The sequence below is a fragment of the Kutzneria sp. CA-103260 genome (assembly GCF_018263855.1).
In the GTDB taxonomy this organism is placed as follows: Bacteria; Actinomycetota; Actinomycetes; order Mycobacteriales; family Pseudonocardiaceae; genus Kutzneria.
This window is the reverse complement of sequence record NZ_CP073318.1, coordinates 6,127,408-6,153,748: the sequence shown is the minus strand read 5'-3', so window position 1 is coordinate 6,153,748 and position 26,341 is coordinate 6,127,408. Positions and strand designations below refer to the sequence as shown.

At 72.3% G+C, this 26,341-nt stretch carries 16 protein-coding genes; 9 read left to right on the top strand and 7 right to left on the bottom strand.

What is annotated here, in order from left to right; all coding sequences use genetic code 11:
* The first annotated feature begins 33 nt into the window (after window positions 1-33).
* On the top strand, window positions 34-1,308 hold the full coding sequence (locus JJ691_RS26880) for an Hsp70 family protein (RefSeq protein ID WP_211762417.1): 1,275 nt from the start codon (window positions 34-36) through the stop codon (window positions 1,306-1,308).
* Window positions 1,305-3,770 (top strand): helix-turn-helix transcriptional regulator, encoded by a 2,466-nt coding sequence (locus tag JJ691_RS26875; protein ID WP_249227032.1) that lies wholly within the window; start codon window positions 1,305-1,307, stop codon window positions 3,768-3,770. Before JJ691_RS26880 ends, JJ691_RS26875 begins: the two co-directional genes overlap by 4 nt.
* Here the strand turns inward: JJ691_RS26875 and JJ691_RS26870 are convergent.
* Window positions 3,767-6,697 (bottom strand): AfsR/SARP family transcriptional regulator, encoded by a 2,931-nt coding sequence (locus JJ691_RS26870; RefSeq protein ID WP_211762416.1) that lies wholly within the window; start codon window positions 6,695-6,697, stop codon window positions 3,767-3,769. The genes JJ691_RS26875 and JJ691_RS26870 overlap by 4 nt on opposite strands.
* Before the next feature lie 163 nt (window positions 6,698-6,860).
* Here JJ691_RS26870 and JJ691_RS26865 point away from each other — a divergent pair, with 163 nt between their 5' ends.
* Both JJ691_RS26865 and JJ691_RS26860 read left to right on the top strand, forming a co-directional pair.
* Window positions 6,861-7,394, top strand: a complete 534-nt coding sequence (locus JJ691_RS26865; protein WP_211762415.1) for a hypothetical protein — start codon at window positions 6,861-6,863, stop codon at window positions 7,392-7,394.
* Window positions 7,394-9,085: a hypothetical protein gene (locus JJ691_RS26860; RefSeq protein ID WP_211762414.1), complete on the top strand. Its 1,692-nt coding sequence runs from the start codon at window positions 7,394-7,396 to the stop codon at window positions 9,083-9,085. Before JJ691_RS26865 ends, JJ691_RS26860 begins: the two co-directional genes overlap by 1 nt.
* 48 nt (window positions 9,086-9,133) lie before the next feature.
* On the opposite strand, the gene JJ691_RS26855 is transcribed toward JJ691_RS26860, so the two are convergent.
* Window positions 9,134-9,868 (bottom strand): hypothetical protein, encoded by a 735-nt coding sequence (locus JJ691_RS26855; RefSeq protein WP_211762413.1) that lies wholly within the window; start codon window positions 9,866-9,868, stop codon window positions 9,134-9,136.
* 123 nt (window positions 9,869-9,991) lie between these two features.
* On the opposite strand from JJ691_RS26855, the gene JJ691_RS26850 reads away from it, so the two are divergent.
* Window positions 9,992-11,689 (top strand): DUF5107 domain-containing protein, encoded by a 1,698-nt coding sequence (locus JJ691_RS26850; RefSeq protein WP_249227031.1) that lies wholly within the window; start codon window positions 9,992-9,994, stop codon window positions 11,687-11,689.
* An 89-nt stretch (window positions 11,690-11,778) separates the two neighbouring features.
* On the opposite strand, the gene JJ691_RS26845 is transcribed toward JJ691_RS26850, so the two are convergent.
* Both JJ691_RS26845 and JJ691_RS26840 read right to left on the bottom strand, forming a co-directional pair.
* Window positions 11,779-12,657, bottom strand: a complete 879-nt coding sequence (locus JJ691_RS26845) for a serine/threonine-protein kinase (protein WP_211762411.1) — start codon at window positions 12,655-12,657, stop codon at window positions 11,779-11,781.
* An 11-nt stretch (window positions 12,658-12,668) separates the two neighbouring features.
* Window positions 12,669-14,414 (bottom strand): N-6 DNA methylase, encoded by a 1,746-nt coding sequence (locus JJ691_RS26840; protein WP_211762410.1) that lies wholly within the window; start codon window positions 14,412-14,414, stop codon window positions 12,669-12,671.
* Between the two features lie 74 nt (window positions 14,415-14,488).
* Between JJ691_RS26840 and JJ691_RS26835 the strand changes: the two genes are divergently transcribed.
* The 3 genes from JJ691_RS26835 (at window position 14,489) to JJ691_RS26825 (ending at window position 18,262) form a co-directional block, all read left to right on the top strand.
* Entirely contained in the window at window positions 14,489-15,277 is a 789-nt protein-coding gene (locus JJ691_RS26835; RefSeq protein ID WP_211762409.1) for a PP2C family protein-serine/threonine phosphatase, read from the top strand.
* 78 nt (window positions 15,278-15,355) lie between these two features.
* Complete coding sequence (locus JJ691_RS26830) at window positions 15,356-17,389, top strand: sensor histidine kinase (protein WP_211762408.1); 2,034 nt, start codon at window positions 15,356-15,358, stop codon at window positions 17,387-17,389.
* Window positions 17,390-17,608: 219 nt separating this feature from the next.
* On the top strand, window positions 17,609-18,262 hold the full coding sequence (locus tag JJ691_RS26825) for a response regulator transcription factor (protein ID WP_211762407.1): 654 nt from the start codon (window positions 17,609-17,611) through the stop codon (window positions 18,260-18,262).
* A gap of 441 nt (window positions 18,263-18,703) precedes the next feature.
* Here JJ691_RS26825 and JJ691_RS26820 read toward each other — a convergent pair whose 3' ends face one another.
* The 3 genes from JJ691_RS26820 to JJ691_RS26810 are packed head-to-tail and all read right to left on the bottom strand — an operon-like array spanning window position 18,704 to window position 23,868.
* Window positions 18,704-19,108 carry a nuclear transport factor 2 family protein gene (locus JJ691_RS26820; protein WP_211762406.1) on the bottom strand — a complete coding sequence of 135 codons (405 nt, stop codon included), beginning with the start codon at window positions 19,106-19,108 and terminating at the stop codon, window positions 18,704-18,706.
* The gene (locus JJ691_RS26815) at window positions 19,098-22,448 is read right to left on the bottom strand and encodes a TM0106 family RecB-like putative nuclease (RefSeq protein WP_211762405.1); all 3,351 of its coding nucleotides are present in this window, start codon (window positions 22,446-22,448) and stop codon (window positions 19,098-19,100) included. The genes JJ691_RS26820 and JJ691_RS26815 overlap by 11 nt, the downstream gene beginning before the upstream one ends.
* 28 nt (window positions 22,449-22,476) lie before the next feature.
* A complete protein-coding gene (locus JJ691_RS26810; RefSeq protein WP_211762404.1) occupies window positions 22,477-23,868 on the bottom strand; it encodes a hypothetical protein in 1,392 nt (463 codons plus the stop codon).
* Between the two features lie 220 nt (window positions 23,869-24,088).
* On the opposite strand from JJ691_RS26810, the gene JJ691_RS26805 reads away from it, so the two are divergent.
* Window positions 24,089-26,284 (top strand): RICIN domain-containing protein, encoded by a 2,196-nt coding sequence (locus JJ691_RS26805; RefSeq protein ID WP_442912444.1) that lies wholly within the window; start codon window positions 24,089-24,091, stop codon window positions 26,282-26,284.
* Window positions 26,285-26,341 lie beyond the last annotated feature (57 nt).

Here is a 26,341-nt window from a genome sequence, read left to right as displayed (position 1 = left end):
GAGCCCCGGCCGTTGCGCCTCGCGGAGGAACACTTGCCGTACACGCTAGGGATCGATGTCGGCGCCAGCCGCGCCGCCGCGGCCATCACCAGGCTTGACGGACCGAACCGGGGTGCCCCGCACCCGGTGTCACCGGTGTCGGCCGACCCGGGCCAGTTCGTCGGGCGGATCGGCGACGACGTGCCCATCGTCCTGGGCAATCGCCAGCACAACGCCCACGAGCTGATGGCCACCGGCATCGACCGCATCGTCGAGCAGGTGGCCGCCCACCACGGCGACCGGCCGGCCCGGGTCACCGTCACGCACCCGCCCACCTGGGGCCCCTACCGCATCGACCTGCTGCGGGAGGCGCTGTCCCGAGTGGGCCTGGGGGACTCGGTCCTAGTGCCCGAGCCGGTGGCCGCGGCGGTGGCCGCCGCCGCCCGGCACCGCCTCGACGGCCCGGCCCCGATCGCCGTGTACGACCTCGGCGGCACCTCGGTGACAGCCACCCTGCTGCGACCGGTCCAGGGCGGCTTCGAGATCATCGGCCGCTCCGAGACCGCACGGCACCCGGCCGGCGCCGACTTCGACGACGAACTGGTCGCACTCGTGACAGCGGGTAGACCGGACCCGGGCGCCGACTGGGACGACCTCATGAAGCTGCGACAGGAGTGCGTGCAGGCCAAGCACGCCCTGTCCGCGGCCGCCGAGGTCGTCGTTTCGCCGCTGCAGGTCCGGGTTACCCGTGGCGAGTTCGAGGAGTTGATCAGGCCGTTGTTGCACCAGGGAGTGGATGTCTTGCTGCGGGCGTTGTCGGGCGCCGGTCTCACGCCCGACCGGTTGGGCGCGGTGGTGCTGGTGGGCGGCTCGGCGCGGATGCCGCTGGTCCGGCAGGTGCTGATGGAGCGGCTGCGCCGGCCCGTGCTGGTGGACGGCGCGCCGGAGGCCACCGTGGCCGCCGGGGCCGCGCTGCTGGCCTCGCGGTCGCTGCCGGAACCGGCCAATCCGGTCGCCGAGACGGTGGTCATGGCCAAGATCACCGATGAGACCGTGGTGCTGTTCCCGATGGAGGACCCCGACTTCGACGACGAGGACAAGACCGAGGAGCCGCCGGCCAGACCGTCGGTGGAGACCGAGCCCCCGGACCTCGTCCCGGCCAAGCCGGCGCTGGCCGCCGCGGCCCCGCGCACCGGTGGCGGCCGTCGCCGTCGCCGCAAGGCCAGCAAGCGCGGCCTGGTCATCGGCATCATGACGTTGCTGCTGGTGCTGGCCTGCGCCTATCTCGTGCTGCAGTACTTCAACACCCCAATAGGGGGCGGTCTGTGACGGTGCTGGAAACCGACCTACGGCAGCTGGACGCGTCGATCACCGCCGACCCGTCCGCGCCGAGAGTGGTCGGGGTTCGCGCGCCGGGCGGTTACGGCAAGACCGCCCTGCTCACGCGCTGGGCCCAGCTCTATCGCGACGCCGGCGTGCCGGTGTACGACGGCCGGCACGAGCTGCCGGCGCGGGACGCGGCCGTGCTCGTCGACGACGCCCACCGGCTCGACGACGACCGGCTGCGGGCGCTGCGGGGGCTGGCCGTCTCCGGCAGCGCGCAGCTGGCCGTCGCCTACCGGCCGTGGCCGCGGCGGGCGGCGCTGACCGAGCTGGTCGACGCCGTCACCCGGGTGCGGCCGCCAGTGCTGCTCGGGCCGCTGAACCGGACCCAGATCGGCGAGCGGGCCGGGCTGCTGCTCGGCTCGAAGCCGTCCGACGACCTGGTGAACCTGGTCGGCGAGCAGACCGGCGGCGTGCCGCGGTTCGTCGACCGGCTCGTGCGAGCCGTGTCCGAGACCCCCGACTGCTCGGTGCCGGCGACGGCGGTCGAGGCGTTCCGTTATGAGGTGGAGAACCTCGACGAGGGCGTGCGCCGGCTGCTGCTGGCCACCGCCCTGGGCGCGGGCCTGCGGACCGACTTGCTGGCCTCGCTGTTGGGGCTGGACCTGGAGGCCTTGGGCGACGCCATGGACGGCGCCCGGGCCAGCGGCCTGGTCGACGACTACGGGATGTTGTTGCCGATAGCGCAGCGGGCGCTGGTCGCGCTGAGCCCGTGGGAGCGGCGGCTGGGCCTGCACCAGCGGCTGATCGAGATTCAGCTGGCCCGCAGCGGTCCGTTGCTGCCACTGGTCCGCCCGCTGCTGATTCGACCGCTTCTGGGCGAGCCGGTGAGCGGGCCGCTGTTCGCGTCCGCGTTCAAGGCCGCCGGGGACGAGGCGCTGGCCGAGTCGCCGGCCCTGGCCGCGCAGCTGTTCGCCGCAGCGGTCGACGCCGGCGAGCCGGCGTTGGCGTTGGCGGCGCGGCGAGCCGAGGCGGCGGCGCTGTCCGGAGACCTGGACGGCGGCTTACGTCTAGCTGACCAGGCCATCGCCGCCGAGGCCGCCGCCGACCGCGCCCACGGGGCCAGCGTCGCTGCCGCCGTGTTGGCCCATCGGGGGCTGCTGGGTAGCAGCACCGAGTTGTACCGCTGGGCCGGCGAAGGCTCGGCCGTCCCGTTCGCGGCGCTGGGGCTGATCGGCACCGGCCGGCTGGCCGAGGCCGACGAACTGCTGTCGCAGCCCGGCAGCGGCGGGCCGCCCACCCTGCTGGCCGGGGCCGCGCGGCAGCTGGCCCAGGGCATCCGGGAGTCGGTGACCGGGTCGGCCACCACCGCCCTGGCCACCCTGACCCGGGCCGCCGTGCTGATCGAACCGTTGGGGCGCAACGTCTTGCTGCCCGACACCCCGGCCGCCCTGGCCGCGCTGGTGGCCATGCACTGCGGCGAGTTCGCCGTCGCCGAATCCGTCCTGCGGCGGGCCATCGACTCCGGCATGGGCGGCGCCATCGCCCTGCGGCGGCATCTGCTGCTGCGGGGCTGGACCGCCATGCTGCGCGGCGGCTTCGACGCCGCCCGGGCCGACCTGGTCGCCGCCGCCACCGCCACGGGGCCGGTCGAGCCGCGGGACTGGCTGCTCGCCACCGGCCTGGAGATCGGGCTGGCCCGCCGGGACAGCGACCTGTCCGCGCTGCGGACCGTGTGGGACCGGGCCCGGGAGGCCATCGTCCGGCACCCCGCCGACCTGTTCGCCCTGCTGCCGCTGGGGGAGCTGGCCGTCGCCGCCGGACGTCTGCACGACACCGAGCGGCTGGCCCCGCACCTGGGACAGGCCACGGAGTTGTTGCAGCAGCTGGGGAATCCGCCGCTGTGGTCCACGTCCCTGTCGTGGAACCGGATGCACGCCGCCGTCCTGGACGAGCATCCCGAGGACGCCGGCCGGCACGCCGCCGACCTCGCCGCGTTCGCCCCCGCCCACCCCTACTGCGCGGCCGTCGCCGACGCCGCCCGGGTGTGGGTCAGGCTGCTGGCCGGCGACGTCGACGCCGACGAGACCGAGTCCTCGGCCCGGGCCCTGGCTGCCGCCGGCCTGGTCTGGGACGGGGCCCGCCTCGCCGGCCAAGCCGCCATCCGCACCACCGACCGGACCGCGATGGTCGCTTTACTGGACTGCGCCCGGATCATCCAGGGCCGGCAGCAGGAGCCCACCCAGGAGACCCCGCTCGCCGACTCCGCCACCACCCTGTCCGACCGGGAGCGGGAGGTGGCCGAGCTGGTCGTCAGCGGCCTGACGTACAAGCAGATCGGCGAGAAGCTGTTCATCTCGGCCAAGACCGTGGAGTACCACGTGGCCCGGATGCGCCAGCGCCTCGGCAGCGACACCCGCAGCGACCTGCTCAACCAGCTCAGAGGCCTGCTCGGCACTCGGGCCTAAGGCGCTCCCGGGGCCAGGGCGGCGACGGCTGCGGTGATCTGGTCGGCGTCGCCCACGGTCTGCCACAGACGCAGGGCGCGGTCGTAGTGGCCGAGGGCGGTGTCGGACTCGCCGAGCAGCAGGTCGAGCTCGGCGAGCAGCCGCCAGCACTCGGCCTCGTCCCGTCGGTCGCCATGGCGGCTGAAAACGGCGGCGGCGGACTCCAGCGCCTCGGCGGCGGGTCCGCGGTCGCGCTGACCGACATGAACCCGGCCGACCTCCAGCAGGGTGTAGGCGGCGCAGCGTTCGTCGGCGAGCTCGACGAACGTGTCCAAGGCCCGGGCCAGACAGTCCAGGGCCGCGGCGGGGTCGCCACGCCGGTCGTACAGGGTGCTCTGGCGACGCAGCACGACGGCGACCCGATGCCGGTCGCCCAGGGCCGTGGCCTGGCGCAGCGACTCGTCGAACCACTCGGCGGCCCCGTCGACATCGCCCTGCGCCAGCAGCATCAGCGCGATGGAACAGCGCAGGTGCGCCTCCATGTGCCGGGCCTGGTCGGCGACGGCGATCACCAGCGCGTGCCGGAGCTGCGCCAGCGCCTCGTCGTGTCGGCCCTGGGCCCGGTTCACCGCGCCCAGCATGGCCAGCGCCAGTGCGTCGCCGAGCTTGTCGCCGGTGCGCTGGCACCGGTCGCGCGCGGTGTTCAGGGCCAGCTCGGCCTCGGCGAAGTCGTCACGGTAGATGTGCACCTGGCCGAGTCCCCGCAGCAGCACGGATTCCCCGCGCAGGTTGCCGGCTTCGCGCACGGCGTCCAGCGCGATGTGGTGTCCCAGTTGCCAGTCCTCGTGCTGGCAGCGGTGGTCGTAGTAGGTGACGGCGCTGGCGGCGAGCTCCCACGCCAACTCGTCGAGGCGCCACTCGGCGGCCAGGCGGACGGCCCCGAGCAGGGTTTCCCGTTCGGCGTCGAACCACCCGAGCGGATCGGCGACGAGCCGGCCGGCGGTCTCGTCGGCTAGCGGCCACCGCGGCGCGGAACCGGGCCCGAGCGACAGCAGGCTGGTGGGCATCAGGTCGGTGGCCCGCTCGGCCAGTGACAGCCACGCGCCCAGCACGCGGACGATCGCGTCCTGACGCTCGCGATACGGCATGCCGGCGGCGGATTCGACGGCGTAGGCGCGAATCAGGTCGTGCAGCCGGTACCGGGGCTGGCCGATGGCGTCGGTGGTGGTCAGCCGAAGCAGGCTGGCGTCGACCAGGGCGTCCAGGACGTCGTCGGCGTCGGGACGGCCCAGCAGTGGCCCGACGATCCAGCCCGGAAGCGTGTGCGCGCCAAGGAGTCCGAGCAGGCTCAGCGCTCGCGCGGCGTCGGCGGGCAGCAGCCGGACGCTCAGTTCGACGCTGGCGCGGACGCCGAGATGGCCGATGCGCAGCTCGGTCAGCCGCCGGGACTCGTCGGTGAGCCGTTCCCGCAGCACCCGCAGCGACCATGCGGGCCGGCCGGCCAGCCGGGCGCCGGCGATCCGGATGGCCAGCGGCAGGTTGCCGCAGTGGGCCAGGATCGCCGCCGTCTCAGCGGGTTCGGCGGCGATCCGGTCGGGCCCGACGATGCCGGTGAGCAGTTCGCCCGCCTCGGCCGGGCTGAGCACGTCCAGGTCGATCTGCCGGGCGCCGGGCAGTTCGGTGAGCAGGGTCCGGCTGGTGATCAGGACCGCGCACCCGCCGGTCGCGGGCAGCATGGGGCGGACCTGCTCGGCGTCGCCGGCGTCGTCCAGCACGACCAGCATCCGCCGGTCGGCCAGCAGCGAGCGGTAGAGCGCGGCCCGCTCGGCGAGCCGGTCCGGGATCGCGTTGCCGGCCACGGACAGCGCCCGCAGCGCCTCGGCGAGCAGCTGCGCCGGCTGCTGCGGCGTGTCCGAAGTGCCCGCGAGGTCGAAATAGAGCTGCCCGTCTGGAAACTCGGCGCTGACCCGGTGCGCGGCCCGCACGACGAGGCTGGACTTGCCGACGCCGGGGCCGCCCGCGACGGCCACGATCGCCGGCGGCCCGTCCGGGGTGCGGGCGCGCAGCGCCGCGGTCACCTCGGCGACCTGCTCGGTCCGGCCGACGAAGTCCGACACCTCCAACGGCAGTTGGCGCACCGGCATGGCCGGCGCCGGCGCCTCGGCCGACTCCGCGCCCGGCTCCAGCTCCGGATCGCCGCGCAGGATCAGCTCGTGGCAACGGCGCAACCGCACGCCCGGGTCGATGCCGAGCTCATCGGCCAGCAGCACGCGCACGGTGTCGAACACGGCGAGCGCCTCGGCCCGCCGGCCCTGCCGGTACAGCGCGATCATCTGCAGCTCACGGAGGCGTTCCCGGTAGGGATGCTCCTTGGTCAGCCGGGCCAGCTCGGCGGCCGCGATGTCGTGCTGCCCACGGGCCAGCGTGATCTCGGCCAGGTCCTCCAGGGCACTGATGCGCAACTCGTCCAGCCGCGCCCGCTCGGTGTCCACGATCTCGGCGTCGAAACCGTCGTACGCCGGGCCGCGCCACAGCGCCAGGGCCTCCCGCAGGAGCGCCTGCGCCTCGACGAGGTCACCGTCGGCCCACTTGGCCCGCGCGGTGTCCACCAGTTCGGCGAACCGGGTGCTGTCCAGCTGCCCGGTCCGCAGCCGCAGCCGGTAACCGCCGGCGATGGGCAGCAGCTCAGGACCGTCCACCCCGAACGCCCGGCGCAGTTCGCCCACGTACTTCTGCAGCAGGTTGACGGCGCTGCGCGGCGGCTCGCCGCCCCAGACCAGCTCGATGATCCGGTCGCGGTCCACCCGCTCGTTGACGTGCAGCAGCAGCACCGCGAGCAGCCGCAGGTGCTTCGCCGAGCCGACCCGCGACTCATTCGGGCCGTGCCAGGCCGTGACCGGACCGAGCACCCCGAACCTCGGACCGCCCCCACCCGACAACTCAGCCAATTCAGGCCCCCTCCGCCGGGCAACACGATACGGCGAGGGTGCCCCTGACCGGGGCGTTTCCGCAGGACTTCAGTGCGACTGCTGGCTGACTGCAGCCGGCGGCGACAGCATCCGCACCGGCCGGGCGAGAGCCCCGGCCGGCATCGAGGGGAGATCTCACCACATGCGCAAGCTCATCCGGGTGGCCGTCGCGGCCACCGCGCTGGCCATGGCCGGCGGCCTGGCCTCGGCCGCGCAGGCCAACGCCTACCAGCTGCCGGGCTCGACCTGGACCTGGCACGGCGCCGACGACTTCAAGTCGGGGCTGTTCGGAGTCGCCATCGACTTCGAGGACACCAACTACATGAACAACCTGTGCAACCACTTCACCATCTCGGGCAGCAGCGTCATCGACTCGCGCGGCGCCCACACCGACGGGCTCGAGCTGAGCGACGAGTGGAAGTTCGACTCGGCCAGCCTGAGCATCTCGGGCAGCCTGTCCGGGGTCGGCGTCAGCGTCAGCCCGTCGTCGGGCAGCGTCAAGTGGGACACCTCCAACCACCTGGGCTCGCTCGGCCACTACTACGCCGGCGGCAACTCGTTCTCGGTGAGCAACGGCCTGCCGTTCGGGCAGATCGCGCACACCGAGACCGGCAAGTACACGGTCGGCGGCGAGGAGTACCAGCTCCAGAGCCGTCGCAACGAACACCTGTGCTGATGTCCAGGGGCAAGCGAGTCACGGTGGCCGCGTTCGCGGCCACCGTGGCCCTTGCCGTGGCCGGATGCGCTGCCCCCGCTCCGGCCGCGGCTCCATCGTGGGAGCAGCGCACCGTCGGCGTGCTGTTGGACCTGCTGCACGTGACCGCGCCGCAGCCCTATCTCGACGACCCCGACGGGGCGGGCGACGTGGCTGTGATGGCCAACGCCGCGCTGATCGTCCGGCATGCCGGCCAGACGCCGGACACCGTTTCCTTCAAGGAGTTCGAGCAGGCCGGGCTGTACGGCGACTTCGATCCGCTCGGGCAGTCCGTGCAGGTGCACCGGGCGCTCGGGACCGTGCCCGGCTCGGCGCAGGCACGGGCCACCGTCGACCGGCTCGGCATGCTTGTCCGTCCTGGCCAGGGTTTCGCCGACCCGAGTGGGAAGGTCGGTCTCGCCGCGACCGTGCATGCCTTGGAACTGTTGGACTTGCTGACTCCGGCCGGCGATCAGGACGCGAAGCGGCTGCGGGACACCGCGCGGGTACCCGATGTCTGCTCCCGGTTGGCCACGGCCGGCCACGCCGGACTCGACGACCTGGTCGACGCCGGGGTGGTGCTCAGGCTGGCCGTGCTGCAACACGACACGTGTCCGGCCGGATCGCTTTCGGCGCTCGCACAGGCGGTGCGCGCACTGCCCGCCGGAGATCCCCTTGACCCCAGCCACATCGAGCTGCTGCGGGGCACCGTGGCCGGTCTCGGCGACCTCGGTGCGCTCACCGAATCCGACCGCAGGGCGCTGGCCGCCCCGTTGGCCGACGCGTTCCGAGTCCAATTCGGACGGTCCGACACCGCGTTGAGCGCCTCGGGACTCCAGATCGCCCGTAACGCGCTGGACGCCCTCGACGCCCTGGGCGTCAAGGTGGACACCCCGCCGTCGCTCGTCGAGTCCGCGCGCCGGATGCTGCGCTGGCACGGGTCGCTCGCCGACATCGACCCCAACGGCCAGGCCGACCGGACCGTGGTCGCCCTGTACACGCTGCGGCTGCTGGCCCAGCGCGCCGGGGGCCGGGACGATTTCACCACGCTGCTCGCCGGGATCCGCAAGGCCGTCGACGTCTCGCGCCTGGCCCCGTCCGACGCCATGGTCTGGCGGACCGCGCTGGGTCTCGCCGTGCCACCGGGGCAGGCCACCTCGGCGTCCAGCACCGACGGCATGCTGGCCGCGATCGGCGCCTTCGGTCAGCACCTGCCCCAGGCCAGTGCGGCCTGCGGCGCGGACCCGTCCGGTCTGATCGACACCGAGGCGCCCGCGCTCAGCCAGGACCAGAACCTGCCGGCCCAAGCCGTACGGATTCTTCGCTTGGCGGCCGCGTCCAGCCTGCTGCTGGACTGCGGCGGCAAGAACCGGCAGGGCGAGGTTCGCGCCGTCACCGCCCGGGCCGTGCAGCAGAGTTCCTCGACCCCGGCCGCCACCGTGTCCGGTCTGGCCATGCTCGCCGACGCCGCGTGCCTGTCCGGCGTCGATCCCTCGCCGCTGCGGGCCGCCGCGACCACTGCCATCTCCCGTCAACGACTCGCCGACGGGGCAGCCGCCGCCAGCGGCTCGGTGCCCGATGTGCAGACCACGTACGACCTGGTCCGGCTCGACACCCTCAGCAGCGGGCAGTGCTCGGCCGGCTGGTGGTCCGGCCTCGCCGGTCCGGGCTGAGGCCATGGGCCGCGCTCCGGCCGGGGCGCGGCCCTGGTGTCCTCGTCGTCAGGACGCGTCGTCGCGCTCGTTCAGTTCCTTCTGCTCCGCGGTCCGGCCGGCGCCGCGGCGGCGGAAGAAGCCGAAGCCGGGGATGCCGACGATGGCCTGGCGGACGTCGCGGGTGACCTTGAGCAGCTCGGTCACGTCCGGGCCGACCCGGTCCAGGGTGCTGAGGATGGGCAGGATGTTGGCGGTCAGGTGCTCGGTCAGCTGGGGCAGCTCGTCGACCAGCCGGATGGCCGCGTCGACCTCCTCGTCGGACAACTCCGTGACGAAGCGGCCGGCGAGCGGGGCGGCCCGCAGGGCGATCGGCTCGTAGACGCGGATCAGCTCGTTGGCGATGGCGGCGGTGTTCTCGGCCAGGGCGACGACGGCCGCGGCCTCCTCGCTGACCCGGGCGGCCCCGCCGACGACGTCGTTGGCCCGGCCGCTGACGTGCTCGGCGACCGCGACAACCCCGGCGGCCTGGCTGCTGACCTGCTCGGCCACGGCCACCACGCCGGAGGCCTGACTGCTGATCTTGGCGACGTCGACCACCAGCACGCCGGCCGAGGCTGCGACCACCTCGACCTCGGCGACCAGCCGCTCGGCCCGGGCCACCACGTCGTTGATCCGCTCGACCAGCGACTCGGCCGCGCCGACCAGCCCGATCACCCGGGCCGGCAGCGACACGAGGGCGACGGTCGTGTCGATGGCGGCCACGGTGACCGCGCGAGCGAGTCCGAAGATCGGCGAAGGCATACGCCCACTCTGCCCTGGTTGCGGCCGGGTTGGCGAGCGAACCGCGCCGGCAAACGTTTGCTGACGGCGCGCCGCGTTGACAGATGTCGTTAGATCACGGGAATGGGCCCCACCACACTGACCGTGACCGAGCTCCGACTGCCTGCCGCCGGGCTCGGGCCCGAGAACCCGCTGCCCGTGCTGGGTGAGGGGCTGGAGAAGGTGCTGCCCTGCCTGCTCCAGGACGGGTACGGGCGGTCACTCTCGGCGACAGCCCTGCCGGCGGTGACGCTGGAGAACGACCACCTCCGGGCCACCGTGCTGCCCGGGCTCGGCGGCCGGCTGCACTCGCTGCTGCACAAGCCGTCGGGCCGGGACCTGCTGTTCCGCAACCCGGTGTTCCAGCCGGCCAACCTGGCCCTGCGCAACGCCTGGTTCGCCGGCGGCGTGGAGTGGAACCTCGGCAGCACCGGCCACACCACCATGACCTGCGCCCCGATGTACGCCGGCACGGTCGAAGGCCCGGACGGGTCGCCGGTGCTGCGGCTGTGGGAGTGGGAGCGGACCAGGAACCTGGTGTACCAGGTGGACCTGTGGCTGCCGCCCGGCTCCGAGTTCCTGTACGTCGGCGTGCGCATCCGAAACCCCTGGGAGCACGAGGTTCCCGCCTACTGGTGGTCGAACGCCGCCGTGCCCCGCACCGACGACACCCGGGTGCTGGTTCCGGCGGAGGAGGGGTGGCACTACGGCTACACCCAGGAACTGTCCCGTTCGGACGCTTCCTTGGTCACCGTGGCCGACCAGGACGCCGCCGACATGTTCTACGACATCCCGGCCGACCGTCAGCCGTGGATCGCGGCCGTCGACTCGTCCGGCTTCGGTCTGCTGCAGATGTCCACGGATCGCTTGCGAGGCCGGAAGTTGTTCGTGTGGGGGACCGGCCCCGGCGGGCAGCGCTGGCAGTCGTGGCTGGCCCCGGGGACCGACGGCTACCTGGAGATCCAGGCCGGGCTGGCGCCGACCCAGTTCGAGTACGTGCCAATGCCCGGCGGCGCCTCCTGGGACTGGCTGGAGGCCTACGGCCGGTACGGGGATTTCCCCGAGCTGCCGCTGGATTCGTGGCGGACGGTGGCCGACGCCGAGCCGCGGCGGCTGTTCTCCGGTTCCGGCTGGGGCGCTCTGGAGCTGGCCCGCACTGGCCTGGATCCGTTGCCCGGCACGCCTTTCGACTCCATCGGCGACGAGCAGGGGCCGTGGCTGGCGCTGCTGGACGGCAAGATGCCGGTGCCGGATCCCCTGTCGCCGCCCGGATGCACTCTGGTGGCCTGGCTCTCGCTGTTGGAGGACGCCCCGGAGTCGTGGCTTTCCCTGTACCACTTGGGGATTGCCCGCTGGTACCACGGCGACACCCTCGGCGCGGAGTCGGCGTGGGAGCAGTCGCTGGCCCTGGCCGAGTCGCCATGGTCGTTGCGGGCCTTGGCTTTCGCCCGCCCGGACCGGGCCGCCGGGCTGCTGCTGCGGGCCATCGAGCTGGCCCCGTCGGTGCCGGGGCTGGCGGTCGAGACCCTGGAGGCGCTGCTGGCCGCCGGCTCCGTCGACGAGGCGGCGGCCGTGCTCGCGACGCTGCCGGAATCCGTTGCCGCGCTTGGACGTCTGCGGCTCATGGACGCCCGGATCCGGCACGCCCGCGGCGACCTCGCCGGCGCCCGGGCCGTCTTCGACGACGGCTTCGAGGTGGCCGATCTCCGCGAGGGCGAGGAATCGCTGACCGACGTCTGGCGTCTGGTCGCCGGCGACGAGCCGGTGCCCGCGGCCTACGACTTCCGCATGGTCGCCGACTGATTCCCCGCGAGTCCCGTTCTCAGGCAACTGAATGTCGAGTTCCGGAACTCGACACATGGTTGCTGGAGAGCGGGACTCGCGAGGGTTGTTCAGCGGCGGCCGGCCACCTGGGAGTACCGGCGGGCCGGGTGCTCCGGGTCGAGGAATCCGGGCAGCGGCGGCAGATCCCGCACGAACGGGAGCAGCCGGTCGTACATGGCCGGCGCGTCGGCCGGCCGGCGGTCGGGATCCTTGGCCAGCACGTCCTGCAGCAGCTGGTCCAGGACCGCTGGCACGCCGGGCACGGCCGGCGGCAGCTCCTTGATCTGCCGGTCGAACACGGCGTACGCGGTGGGGCCGGTGAACAGCTGCCGGCCGGTGAGCATCTCGTGCAGCACGCAGCCCAGGGCGTAGAGGTCGCTGGGCGGACCGGCCGCCCCGCGCTGGATCTGCTCCGGGGCCATATAGGCCGGGGTGCCGAGGATCTGCCCGGCCCGGGTGAACTGGGCCAGGTCGGCGTCCCGCAGCAGGGCCAGCCCGAAGTCGAGGACCTTGACGCTGCCGTCGGGGCACAGCATCAGGTTGGTGGGCTTGAGATCCCGGTGGTAGATGCCCAGGCTGTGCGCGGCCGACAGCACCGCACACGCTTGCGCGGCAATGGAAGCGGCCCACGGCACTGGCACCGGCCCGTGCTCGCTGACCAGGTCGGCCACGGTCACGCCGTCGATGAACTGCATGACCTGGAACAGCCGGTGGTCGTGCGCCCCGAAGTCGTACAACACGGGCGCGCCGGGGTGTTCGAGCCGGGCCAGGATCCGGGCCTCGCGGACGAAGCGCCGCTCCAGCTCGTCGTCGGAACCGCCGGGCCAGTGCAGGAACTTCACCGCGACCCGGCGGTCGAGGTGTTTGTCGTACCCGGCGTGCACGGCGCCCATGCCGCCTCGGCTCAGCGGCAGGTCGTCGAGCTCGTACCGGTCGGCGATGAGCATCGGCCCTCCCGCTAGCGTCCCGGTCGCAGGCTACCCTCGACCAGTCCGTCCACGCCGAGCCGCACGACGGCGCCGCCGACCGCGGCGGCCTCCCGCAGCCGGTCCTCGAAGGACAGCAGGCGCTCGAACGCCTCGCCGCATGCCCGCTGCTCGGTCAGCGACAGCCGCGGCACCTGGGTCCGCCGCACGTCCAGCCGGCTGGAGCCGGTCGTCGGCCGGGCAGTGGACGCCCGCAGCGCGCCGGCCAGGAACCAGGCGTCTAGCTGCTGGTCGTCCACGCGGTAGACAGTGAGGTACGGCCCGAGCGCGGCGGCCTCGGTGACCACCCGAGCCATGCCGGTCGGGGCAGCGACCACCTCGCCCGGCTCGATCAGCACCAGATCGCCGGTGTCGGCGACGCGCTCGCTGGCCGGCCGGCCCTCGGCCAGGTCTTCCATGGTGAGCACGGGAACGTCGTCACCGGGCGTGAGTTTGACCGGCGCGTGCCGGACAGTGACCGCCCCGGAGCGGACCAGGTCGCCGACGGTGGTGGTCGGCGCGGACCGGTGCTCGGCCAGCACGGTCAGGTCCGGCGGGGTCAGGTCGAGGCCGCGGAACCGCGCGGCGGCGGCGGCGAACTGCCGGCCGATGTCCGGCCCCTGCGCCAGCTGCCGCCGCCGGGCCGGGCTGACGTCCACGTCGTCGTCGAGCAGGTCGATGATCCGCACCGCGTCCTCGGCCGCCGGGTCCAGCCAGGCGGTCTCCACGCCCTCGATCCGGTCGGTGACCAGCACCGTGGACGGCGGCCGCAGCCCGGCGGTCGGCCGGCACAGCAGCCACAGGTCGGAGCCGGTGTCCGGCAGCGAGATCACGGCCCGCAGCGCGCCGGTGCGCAGCAGCTTGGCCCGGATCCGCCGGCCGGGCCGCCGGCTGGCGGCGGTCGGCGGCATCAGGATGGCGACCATGCCGCCGGGGTCGACGTGCGCGAGGCAGTGCTGCACCCAGGCCAGCTCGGGCTCGCCCCGCGGCGGCACGCCGTACTCCCAGCGGGTGTCGCCGACCAGCTCCTCATGCCCCCAGGTGCGGTCGTTGACCGGCGGGTCGCACAGTACGGCGTCGACGTGCCGGCCGGCGAAGCCGTCGTGCCGCAGCGAGTCGGCGGTGACCATGTCGACGTCGGTGTCGCGCAGCGTGAGCCGGCAGGCGGCGATCATCATGGCGGCCCGGTCAGTGTCCTGTACGAAGACCTGGTGCGCGGCGCTGGCCATCGGCAGCGTGCCGACGCCGCAGGCCGGGTCGAGCACCACGCCGCCGTCGGGGCAGGCCAGCCGGACCATCAGCTCGGCCACGGCCGGCGGGGTGACGGCCAGCCGCCGGGAGTGGGCATCCAGGTAGCGGGTGACGATCAGCTCGAACGCCTCGGCGGCGCCGTGCTCGGCGGCCAGCCGACTGAGCAACTGGGCCAGCTGCGGATCGTCCAGCCCGCCGCCGCTGGCCAGGAACAGGCCGGCGCGGGCGACCTCGTCGCCCAGCCGCAGGTCGTCGACGCGGGAACGCAGCGTCTGCCAGGTTCGTTCGGCGGTGGACAGCTCGAACGCCTTGCCGTTGCGCCGCAGCCAGGCCTCGACCTCGTTCAACGAGAACAGCGGGCTGGCGGCGCTGCCGCCGACCGGCTGGGGGAAGTCGTCGAACCGCCGCCGCCAGTTGCTGACGGCGGCACGGCCGACATCGACCAGTCTGGCGATGTCGGCGGCGCTGACGGTGGCGTCGGGGTTCACCGACCAAATATTAGCAGCAGCTGTGCACAAGCGTTTTGCTTGTGAACTCAGTTCACAAGTGGTTCACTGGTGTCATGGCGAACGCACCAGAGCTTCGGTTGACCGCCGTGTCACGCACCCACGCGGGCTGCCTGCGGGCCTACAACCAGGACGCCGTCCACGTGGGCGAGCACGTGATCGCCGTGGCCGACGGCATGGGCGGCCACGCGCACGGCGAAGTCGCCAGCTCGGTCGCGGTGACGGTACTCGCCGAGCTCGACGCGGCGGTCGCCGCGGGGGAGTTCGGGGAAAACGGGGAAAACGCCGAAGTCGACAAGTCCGTCGCTCTTGACAAGTCCGCCGCAATCGGCGCGGTTGTCGGCGAAGTGCTCCGCCGTCTCAACGAACTCGCCGCCCGCGACAGCGGCATGACCGGCATGGGCACCACGATCACCGCCCTGCTGTGGGACGGCGCGGTGCTCAACGGCGTGCACATCGGCGACTCGCGGGCCTACCGCTGGCGTGCGGGCCACATCGAGCAGCTGACCCAGGACCACACGCTCGTCCAGTCGCTGCTGGACAGCGGCCGGGTCACCGAGGAGGAGGCGGCCGTCCACCCGCGCCGCAACCTGCTGGTGCGGGCCATCCAGACCGGCGGCCCGGCCGAGGGAGACCTGTTCGTCCAGCGGCCCGAGCCCGGCGACCGCTACCTGCTCTGCTCCGACGGCCTGACCGCCGTGCTCACCGACGAGACCATCGCCGGCGTGCTCGCCGAGCTGGCCGACCCGGGGCAGGCCGTGGACCGGCTCGTCGACCTCACGCTGCGGGGCGGCGCCCCGGACAACGTGTCGGTGGTGCTGGCTGACGTGGCGGAAACGCGGTAGCCCGGCCGCCGAAACCCGACCACCGAAAACCCGGCTACCGAAAACGCCGGCGGCGGCACGCTGGGTAGCGTGTGCGGGGTGAGCTGGGGCAAGGGGGGCTCCCCCAGGAGGGTGACCTGGTGGGCCTGGCTGGGCTGGACCGTGGTCGCCGCCGAGGTGCTGGCCGGCCTCATCCTCTGGTTCGCCGACGGTTGGACGTTCGACCAGGCCGTGGACAACTTCCTGGTCACCGACAGCCTGCTGGCGATGACCTTCGCGCTGTGCGGGGTGCTGGTCGCCTGGCGGCGTTCGCGTAATCCGATCGGGTGGCTGCTGCTGTGCGGTGGCGCGGCCCACGGCACCACCGTGTTCCTGGTCGGCCTGCTCGGCTTCGGGCTGCGGCACGGCTGGACCGAGGCGACGCTCGGCTGGATCGTCACCGCCGCGACCGCGTCCTGGCCGCTGGGCCTGCGGCTGTTCATCCCGTTCGCGCTGCTGCTGTTCCCCACCGGCACGCTGACCCGCCGGTTCCGGCCGGCCGCCGGGCTGACCGTGGTCATCGCCGTGCTGTTCGAGTGGTGGAGCCTGATCACCACCTCGCCGTACTCGGTCGGCGGCCCGGCCCCGTACACCGGCGCGTTCGCGATTCCCGCGCTGGAGCCGATCCGCCCACACCTGGACCTGGCCGCCATCGTCGTGCCGATGCTGATCGACGTGGTCGTGCTCGCGGTCCGGTACCGGGACGGCGACGAGCGGCAGCGGCGGCAGATGCTGTGGCTGATGCTGGCCGTGCTGTGCGCGGTGCCGTGGGCGCCGTTCGGCATCAGCGCCACCGCGCTGCAGATCCTGATCTTCCTCCAGCCGGTGGCGATGGCCATCGGCCTGCTGCGCCCCCAGCTGTTCGACATCAAGCTGGTCGTCTCGCGGACGCTGCTGTACCTACTGCTGTCGGCGGCCGTCGTGCTGCTCTACAGCGGCGTGGTGCTGGTGTTCGACCTCGTGCTCAAGAGCCGGCTCGGCGACCTCGGCGCACCCCTGATCGCCCTTGGCGTGGCCATCGCGTTCCAACCCGGCCGCGCGTGGCTGCAACGCGGCATCGACCGTCTCTTCTACGGTGACCGCGGCGATCCCGTGCGGGCGCTGCGTCATCTCGGCGACCGGCTGCGCCGCGACCCCGGCTCGCTCGACGACCTGCTGACCGCGGTGCGGGAGTCGCTGCGGTTGCCGTACGCCGCGTTCCGACTGGACGGGCGAGAAACCGCGACATCTGGTCAGCCGACCGCGCGGCTCGAGGCCCTGCCGCTGCAGAGCTCCGACAATGGCGAAGTGGAACTGGTGGTCGGCGTCCGGCCGGGACAGTCGCGCCTGGATCCCGAGGACCTTCGGGTGCTCGGCGTCCTGGGCGCGCCGCTGGCCGTCGCCGTCCGCGCGACCGTGCTGTCGGCCGAGTTGCAGGCGTCGCGGCAACGTCTCGTGTCGGCGCGGGAGGAGGAACGCCGCCGGCTGCGGCGGGATCTGCACGACGGGCTCGGCCCGACCTTGAGCGGCCTGGCCTTCACCACCGACGCCGCCCGCAACCTCGTCGCCGCCGACCGGCCGGCCGGGGCGCTGGAACTGCTCGGGCAGCTCCGGGAACACACCAACTCGGCCATCACCGAGATCCGCCGCCTCGTGGAAGGTCTTCGGCCGCCGGCGATCGACGAGCTCGGCCTGGTGGACGCCTTGCGGCAGCAGGCCGATCGGCTCAGCTTCCGGGCTGGCGGCGACCCGCTGCGCATCATCATCGACGCCCCGGACGGGCGGCTGGAGCTGCCCGCCGCCGTCGAGGTCGCGGCGTACCGGATCGTCGTGGAGGCACTGGCCAACGCCGCCCGGCATTCCGCCGCCGACGAGGCCCGGGTGGAGATCTCCGTCGCCGACGAGCTGCTGATCGAGGTCACCGACAACGGCGGGACCTCATCCACCGCCTGGCTTCCCGGCGTCGGCACCGCTTCCATGGCCGAACGCGCCGCCGAGGTCGACGGCTGGTGCCGCAGCGGACCCGGCCCCGGCGGCGGGCGGGTCAGCGCCGCCCTCCCGCTCGCCGTCGGGGACTCCAGTCTCAGTCCGCGCGCACCGGTGTCCTCGGGCTGAGCGGCCCGGCGAACTCCGCGTGCGAGATTGACTTGCGTGCCGCGAACTCCATGTCGATCCCTTCCCAGGAAAGGATTTCCCCCACAATGCACAGCCTGCCCGGACCGGCGTCCCGGTCCCAGGGTGCAGGCACCCAGCCGGACCGGGAAGTTCTTTCCCGGATGGACCCAGATTCGTTCGCGACGACTCGTTCGCGATGACACGGTAGGAGCAGAGCAGGTGTCCGAACCCGAGATCACTGTCGTGCTGGCCGACGACCATCCCGTTGTGCGCAGCGGACTTCGGGCGCTGCTCACGTCCACGCCCGGCGTCCGGGTCGTCGCCGAGGCCGTCAACGGGCGCGAGGCCATCCAGGCCGCCGCCGCCCACCGGCCGACCGTGCTGCTGGCCGACATCCAGATGCCCGAACTCGACGGCATCGACGCCACCCGCGCCGTGGTCACCGTCGCCCCGGCCACCGCCGTGCTCATGCTCACCATGTTCGAGGACGACGAGTCCGTCTTCGCCGCCATCCGCGCCGGGGCTCGTGGCTACATCCTCAAAGGCGCCGACCAGGAGGAGATCCTGCGCGCCATCCGCTGCGTCGCCGAGGGCGGCGTCATCTTCGGCCCCGGCATCGCCCGCCGCGTCGACGCCCTGCTCAGCGGCGGTCCCGGCGACTTGCCCAACCTTCCCTTCCCCCAGCTCACCGACCGTGAACGCGAAGTCCTCGACCTCATCGCCGCCGGCCTGGCCAACCCCCAGATCTGCGACAAGCTGCACTTGGCGGCCAAGACCGTCGGCAACCACATCTCCTCGATCTTCGCCAAGCTCCAGGTCGCCGACCGCGCCCAGGCCATCGTCCGGGCAAGAGACGCCGGTCTGGGCCGCTGAGCCCAGGCCACTGAACACACCCCGGCCGAACACACCCCCGCCCAACCCGGGGGCCGGCCCCGCTCCAGTCTACCGGTGGGAGGGGTTAGTGGATCTTGGAATGAGGCGGCCTGTGGATGGGCCCGTTGCCGGCATGAGGCCTGTGGACAACTTCTTGGGCTACTGGGGTCGACGGCGTACTTGCCCGCGGTGTGCGTGGCTCAGCTCATCGAGGGGGCGGCTCAGGACCGTACGTGAGTGGCTCACTTAGGCGCAGAGACCACGTGAGTGGCTCAGTTGACCGTGGGAAGGCGGGGGAGCGGCATGTGAGTGGCTCAGTTGGGCGCAGGAGCCAAATGAGCCACTCACATGGCGAAGCTGGCTCCCGGAAAGTCAAATGAGCCACTCAGGTGCGTGAAGGAGGGCCAGGGGCCGGCGTTGGAGAGGGGGCCGGCCGGGGGCTCAGGCCTCGGGGAGGGAGCGGCCGGGCATGGGATCCGCTAGGGAGGCCCGGGAGGCGGGGGCGGGGAAGGGGTCGGCGAAGTACTGGGTTTCGTGGATCACGTGGCCGTCGGCGAACTCCATGATGCTGACGGAGTGGGACGGCGAGCCGTCGTAGGTGATGACGCACTCGCTCACCCAGAGGGGGCCGCGGCCGGTGATGCGCTGGATGGTGAAGTGGCGGTCGGCGGGGTGACCGCCACGTTGGGCGGAGATGGCGGCGCGGCCGTGGAAGCGTTCACCGGACTGGGGATAGTCGAGGATGGCGTCGACGGCGTAGATGGCGTGTTCGGCCTGAAGGTCGCCGCGTTCGGAGGCGCGCCAGTGCTCCTCGATGGCAAGCCTGATCCGGGAGTCAGAGTCCATGGGGCCACCGTTGCGCGGCGTTCATGAGGCCGATCATGCCGGAGACCAGGCGCATCTGGTCGACGGTGCGGATGTCGGCCTCGACGAGCTTGGGGGAGCAGACGAGGACGGCGACGGCCTGGGCGCGGGAGAGAGCGACGTTCAGGCGGTTGCGGGAGAGCAGGAAGTCGAGGCCCCGGGGGAGGTCGACGGCGGAGGAGGAGGTCATGGTGGTGATCACGACCGGGGCCTCCTGGCCCTGGAAGCGGTCGACGGTGCCGACACGGACGCCCGCGAAGCCGGCGACCTCCAGGGCCCTGGTGACGACGCGGGCCTGGAGGTTGTAGGGGGCGACAACGAGGATGTCCTCGTCCCCCAAGGGGCGGACGTCGCCGTCTGTCCACTTGCGACCGTGCAGGGACCGCACGATGTCGACCACGGCGGCGGCTTCCTCGACGGAGCGGGTGGTGTTGCCGCGGTGGTCGACGGAGGCGAGATAGAGGCCGGCGTCGATGCCGTCGATGGAGCGCTCGGCGGCGGAGGGATGGGCGTGCAGGAGACCGGCGTACGACAGCCGCGACACGGGTTCGCAGACGGCGGGGTGCATACGCCGGGACTGGTCGAGAAAGTAGCCCAGCGACGGGGGAATCACGTCGTTGTCGCCGATGAGGTGCCCCAGGGCGGAGGCCTCGGCGCCGGCGGGATGGGTGCCCTGAACGACCTGCGGCAGCTGTTGGGGATCGCCGAGCAGCACGAGGTTGCGGGCGCACATGGAGACGGCGAGGGCGTCGGCGAGCGCGAACTGGCCGGCTTCGTCGATGATGAGCACGTCGAACGGCTCGGCCCGGATGGCGGCGTTGGCGAAGGTCCACGCGGTGCCGCCGACCAGGTGCCCGTCGGTGTGCTCGGCCCGCCACCGGGCCAGCCCGGGGTTGTCCTTGGGCTGCTCCCAGGGCACGTCCTTCTCGGGGGCCTTCTTGGGGCGCTTGGCACACGGCAGCGTCGGCGCGGAGGAAGTGGCCGCCCGCAGGACGTTCTCGACGGCCTTGTGACTGGTCGAGGTGACGGCCACGGTGCGGCCGGAGCCGACGAGGTGCGCGATGAGCTTGCCGGCCAGATAGGTCTTGCCGGCCCCGGGCGGCCCCTGCACGGCCAGGGTCGAGCCGTCGAGCAGGTCGACGGTCTCGATCACGGTCCGCACGAGATCGTCGTCGCCGGAAGGCAGTGACCGGCCGCCGCGCAGCCGCGGGGGAGTGCGGCGCAGCAGATCGGTGCCGGGATGGCTTGGCAGGGAAGGCAAAGCGTCCACGGCGAGCTGGGCGAGATCGGCGACGGCCTCGTCCTTGGGTTGCGGCCGCACCGGCGAGCCGGGCAGCACGGCGTTGGGACGACCGGTGTCGGTGTCGTCGGGCTTGGCGCTCTCGATGAGCGTCAGCTCCTCGGCCGTCGCTGCGGTCACGAGGGCGTCCCGGGTGGAATCGCCGTAGCGCAGCCGAACCTGGTCGCCGAAAGCGTAGGGATGCGGCCGATCCGGGTCGCAGACGAGAGTCAGCACGCGTTTGGCCAGCTTGGTCCGCCCGGCCGGCGGCTGCCATTCCTCGGCCCGCACGGAAACCGGCACGGCGCAGGTGGTGTCCACCTCCAGATCGGACAGTGGGGCGGCCACCTGGCGGAAGAACTCCCACCACGCCGGATTGGTCTCCCGGCGGTGATAGCCCACCGACGCGGCCAGCAGAGCCCGGGCCTTCTCGTCGTCGGTGGCGTCCAGGGGATTGTCGGGCAGGTCGGCCAGTAGGGGGTCGACCAGTGCGGCGAGCCGGGCGGCCCGCTCGGCCCGGCGCTCGGCGGCGACGAGGTCCTCGGTCTGCGTGACGAGATCGTCCGAAATGGACTCCTCGACCAGCTCGATCTCGGCTTCCACCCGGACCCGGTGCAGGAAGAGGAAAAGCTCCCGGGTGGACACGCAGTCGTACTCGTTGTAGTCGCTGATGCCCTGCAACACCTCGGCCGCCCGAGGATCGCCGAGTTGGCGCAGCGTCAGGTATTCCTCGTACGCCTCGATGCTGGACACGGCCGTCTTCACGTCGCCGTCCCGCGCGGCCGGCATGTACAGCGGCTCCAGGTACTTGATGGAGTACGACCGCTGCGACACCCGCAAAGCCTTGCGCACCACGGCATACAGGTCGATCAGCTGGCCGCCGCGCAGCAGCTCGTCCACGGCCTCCTCACGGGTGCCGTGCACGGCGGCGAGCCGCTTCAACGCCGTCACCTCGTACGGCGCGTAGTGGTACACATGCGCGCCGGGATGCTCGGCCAGCCGGGCGGTGGCGAAGTCGACGAACTGCTCGAACGCCACCTTCTCGGCCGCCCGGGAATGGGCCCAGAACGGCGTGAACCCGGCCGTGGTCACCGCGCCGAACAGGTACTCCAGCCCGGTGCCGGCCAGCGCGAACGGGTCGCCCTCCATGTCGAAGAACACGTCGCCGGGGCTGGGCGCCGGCAGCGTGGCCAGCTCGGAGCCGTCCACCACCTCGTAGCTGATCTTCCCGGTGGCGTCCTGCCGCACCTGGATCGCCGCCTGCGCCCGCAGCGCGGTGAACGTGGTGGCGGACAGGTCGCGCGGACGGTCCTCGGGCTCGGCGACGGCCAGCGCGTCGATGGTGCCCAGACCGGCCTCGACCAGCTTGCGCCGCTGGTCGGCCCGCATGCCGGCGACCAGTGACAGATCCCGGTCGGCCTCCCGCCCGGATTCGCAGGTGCTCAAGAACTTGCACGTGGCGCAGGCCGGCCGGGCGTCGTCCCACAGCCGCGACGGCAGCGCCGGCTCGCGCACGGACAGCTTGGCCCGCAAGCGATCCAGCAGTGGCACGAAGTCGTCCACCCGCAGCGACACGTCACTGCCGTCGCCGAGCAGTAGGTGCATGTGCGGGCCGGTGGGAAAACCGGTGCGGCGCAAGGCATCCGCGTACGCGGTGAGCTGGAGCACCGCCGCCGGCCGGGCATGCCGGGCCAGCTTGGTGTCGTAGGCCTCGTACCGGCCGTCCGCGTCGGCGATGAGGAAGTCCGCACGGCCGGTGAGATCGCCGTCGCGGAACACCGCCTGGTAGATCACCGGCGTGCCGGCGCGCAGCGCCGCGAGGGTGGCTTCCACCGGGTCGTCGCCGGAGATCTCGACCACGTCATGTGCCGCGCGCAGGCGCTCCAGCACCGCCAGTTCGTGGGCCTGCCCGTGTTTGACGGCCAGTTGGTCGCCGCCGGGGTCGGGGCGCGGCGCGCCGGGCAGTCCGGCGGTCAGCGCCTGGTCGAGCACGCTCCGGTGCTCGCACTCAAGCAGGTCGGCCAGGTCCGTTGGGGTGAACATCGCCGGGCCAGTCTCGCACAGCGGGAGATCAACCCGCGGTCGCCACGCGCGCCGCCTCCGCGGCGAGTCGTTCGGCCAGCCCCGGGTCGTGGGCCGAGCTGAACACCGACAGCACCAGGTTGGCGCAGCGCAGCACCACCTCGACGCCGCGCTCGCCGACCACCTCGGCGGCCTGGTCGCACGGCCCGGGCAGGTCCCGCCGCGTCCCGGGCACGACGTGCGTGGCCAGGGTGAACTCCCTCGTCGAGGCCGCGACGTCACCGCTGCCGACGTAGGCGTCGATGGCGACGAACTCGATCGGCGCCGGGCCACGGCCCTGGAACCACTCGCAGCCGTTGACGGTGGCCTCGGTGAAGGTCGAAGCCGGGCCGCGGTCGATGTTGGGGGAGAGCCGGGCCAGCGCCTCGCGGGACAGCAGCGAGCACGACGACACGTGCGGGAAGGCCGGCGTCGGCGGCGGCCCGGCGAGCACCGGCACCAGCAGCCCCAGCCCGGCGGCCGCGACCGAGGCGATCGACAGCCACGACAGCTGGGCGACCCGCCGCGGCGGCAGCCGGTGGCGGTTGCGAGGCGAGGAAGTGGCCAGCGCCAAACCCAGCGACACGACGGTAATCGTTGACACGACCAGCCATTCGCGGACGCCGAACGCCGGCTGCCACCAGTTCGCGTCCCAGGACCGGCGGACCGTCCAGCACAGCATGAAGGCCAACGGCACCAGGGTGATCGCCGCGAGCCGGAGCCGACGGCCGCGCGAGGTGGCCAGCACGACCTCCAGCAGCGGCGCCACGGCGGCAAGGGACAGGCTCAGCGCCAACGGGATCGTGCGGTGGTAGGCCGACGGATCGATGCGCCAGGACACCTCCAGCCACGCCAGCGCCGCCACTACCACACCAACAGCCAGGAAAGATCCAGCGATTTCCCTGGGCCACCGGGACTTCGGCGCGGGCACGTCGGCCAGCACCGGGTAGACCATGTTGGCGCGCAACAGCTCCGCCGCCACGGTCGAACCCGTCGCGATGCGTCGTCGCAGCGGCCGGTGGGCGGCCGCCAGCTCATCGGCGGCGTAGGCGCGGAGGTCGGCATGGGGCCGCATCGGCAGCAAGGCGGGGATCGGCCCATCGTCGGCGTCCAGTTGGGCGAGCGTGAACTGGACCGGCGCGGATGGGCTCAGCTGAGCCAAACGCGCCCGCTGCCACGACGCGTACCCCGCGCGGGACCGTAGGAGTCGGTCGTGCAGACTGTGCCGGAACCCGGCGGTGCCGATTCGGTGGCGCAGCCAGGTTTCGACGCCCAGCCAGCCGGCGGCGGCCGCCAGAAGCGGCGCGACCGTCGGCAGCCGCACCGCCAAGGCGGCCAGGCCCAGCGTCGCCACCAGCCCGGCCACGGCGGCCCCGGTGCTGATCGGACGCCTTCCAGCCATGCGAGCATGATCCTCGCCGGTCGGATCGTCTCTGACTTATTTTAAGTCGTGTATTGACGCTTTCCTGTGACCCCCATAACATTCGGCCTTGTCGGGGCCGCCAACTGACACCTGTCCTCTTTCCAGCGAAGCAGGAGGGCCTCGTGACTGAGCTTGCGAAGGCACCATTCAACACAGCGGCCTCGGTCGCAGACTCGCCGAGCGTCAGCGAGGTGGGACTGTGACCCCTGTGCGAACCGCCGCGCTCGCGGCGGTGGTCGTGACCCTGTCCGCGACCGCAGTCAGCATCGCCGTGGCGCCGGCGGCCAGCGCCGCGGTGAATCCCGGCACCTACACCGTCACCAACGTCGGCAGCGGGAAGTGCGTGGACGCGGCCTCCGCCGCCACCGCCAACGCCACCGTCGTGCAGCAGTACAGCTGCAACGGATCCGGCGCCCAGTCGTGGACCTTCACCGCGACCGACTCCGGCTACTTCAGAATCGGCGCGGCCGGCGCGCCGTCGCAGGTCTGGGACGTCACCAACGTCTCCACGGCCGACCAGGCGCCGATCCAGCTGTGGCTCTACGGTGGCGGCGCCAACCAGCAGTGGCAGCCGGTCGACGAGGGCAACGGCAACTTCCACCTGGTCAACCGCAACAGCGGCAAGTGCCTGGACGTGCCCGGCGCGTCCGTGAACGACAGCGTCCAGCTGCAGCAGTACGCCTGCAACGGCACGGCCGCGCAGTCGTTCTCCATCGGTGGCGGCGGCAGCAACCCGCCCCCGCCGCCCAACACCCCGGACTTCGGCCCGAACGTCTCGGTCTTCACGCCGTCCACGCCGCAGTCGACCATCCAGAACAAGCTCAACCAGGTCTTCAACGCCCAGCAGACCGCGCAGTTCGGCGCCGGCCGCTACGCCCTGCTGTTCACGCCCGGCACCTACAACGTGGACGCCAACATCGGCTACTACGAGCAGGTCGCCGGCCTCGGTCTGACCCCGGGCCAGGTCACCATCAACGGCCAGGTGCACGTCGAGGCCGACTGGGACGGCGGCAACGCCACCCAGAACTTCTGGCGTGACGCCGAGGGCCTGACCATCAACCCGCCCGGCGGCACCAACACCTGGGCCGTGTCCCAGGCCGACCCGCTGCGCCGGGTGCAGGTCAACGGCAACCTGAAGCTGGACGACGGCGGCTGGTCCTCGGGCGGCTTCCTGGCCGACTCCCGGGTCACCGGCCAGGTGCAGTCCGGCTCGCAGCAGCAGTGGCTGTCCCGCAACGACCAGATCGGCAGCTGGAACGGCCAGAACTGGAACATGGTGTTCTCCGGCGTGCAGGGCGCGCCCGGCAACACGTTCCCGAACCCGCCGTACACGACGGTCAACAACAGCCCGGTGATCGCCGAGAAGCCCTACCTGTACGTGGACGGCTCCGGCAACTACAACGTGTTCGTGCCGGCGCTGCGCACCAACAGCTCGGGCACCTCGTGGGCCAACGGCAACCCGGCCGGCAACTCGCTGCCGATCAGCCAGTTCTACATCGTCAAGTCCGGCGACACCGCCGCGACCATCAACGCGCAGCTGGCCGCCGGCAAGAACCTGATCGTCACGCCCGGCATCTACCACCTCAACCAGGCGCTCAACGTCACCCGGCCCGACACCGTGATCCTGGGCCTGGGCATCGCGACCTTCGTGCCGGACAACGGCGTCACCGCCATCTCGGTCGGCGACGTCAACGGCGTGAAGATCGCCGGCCTGCTGATCGACGCCGGCACCACCAGCTCGCAGTCGCTGGTGCAGGTCGGCCCGAACGGCTCGTCGGCCGACCACAGCGCCGACCCGACCGTGCTGTCCGACGTGCACTTCCGGCTCGGCGGCGCGACCGTCGGCAAGGCCCAGCAGTCGCTGGTCATCAACAGCAACAACGTGATCACCGACGACACCTGGATCTGGCGCGCCGACCACGACGACAACAACGGCACCGCCGGCTGGAACGTCAACACCGGCGCCAACGGCCTGGTCGTCAACGGCAACAACGTCACCGCCTACGGCCTGTTCGTCGAGCACTACCAGCAGTACCAGACCATCTGGAACGGCAACGGCGGCAAGACGATCTTCTACCAGAGCGAGATGCCCTACGACGTGCCCAACCAGGCGGCGTACATGAACGGCTCCCGCAACGGCTTCGCCTCGTACAAGGTGGGGGCCAACGTCACCAGCCACGAGGCGTGGGGCCTGGGCGTGTACTGCTTCTTCAGCGCCAACACCAGCGTGAACAACTACCACGCGTTCGAGGCGCCGCAGAACGGCAACGTCAAGTTCCACGACATCATGGACATCTCGCTGGGCAACAGCGGGTCGATCACCCACGTCATCAACGACACCGGTGCGCAGACCCCGACCAACACCACCCCGGTCGACATCGTCAGCTACCCGTGATCCCGGGGGTGGTCGAGGGGCGCCGTGGGGCCTCCTCGACCGCCCTCCTCCACCCTG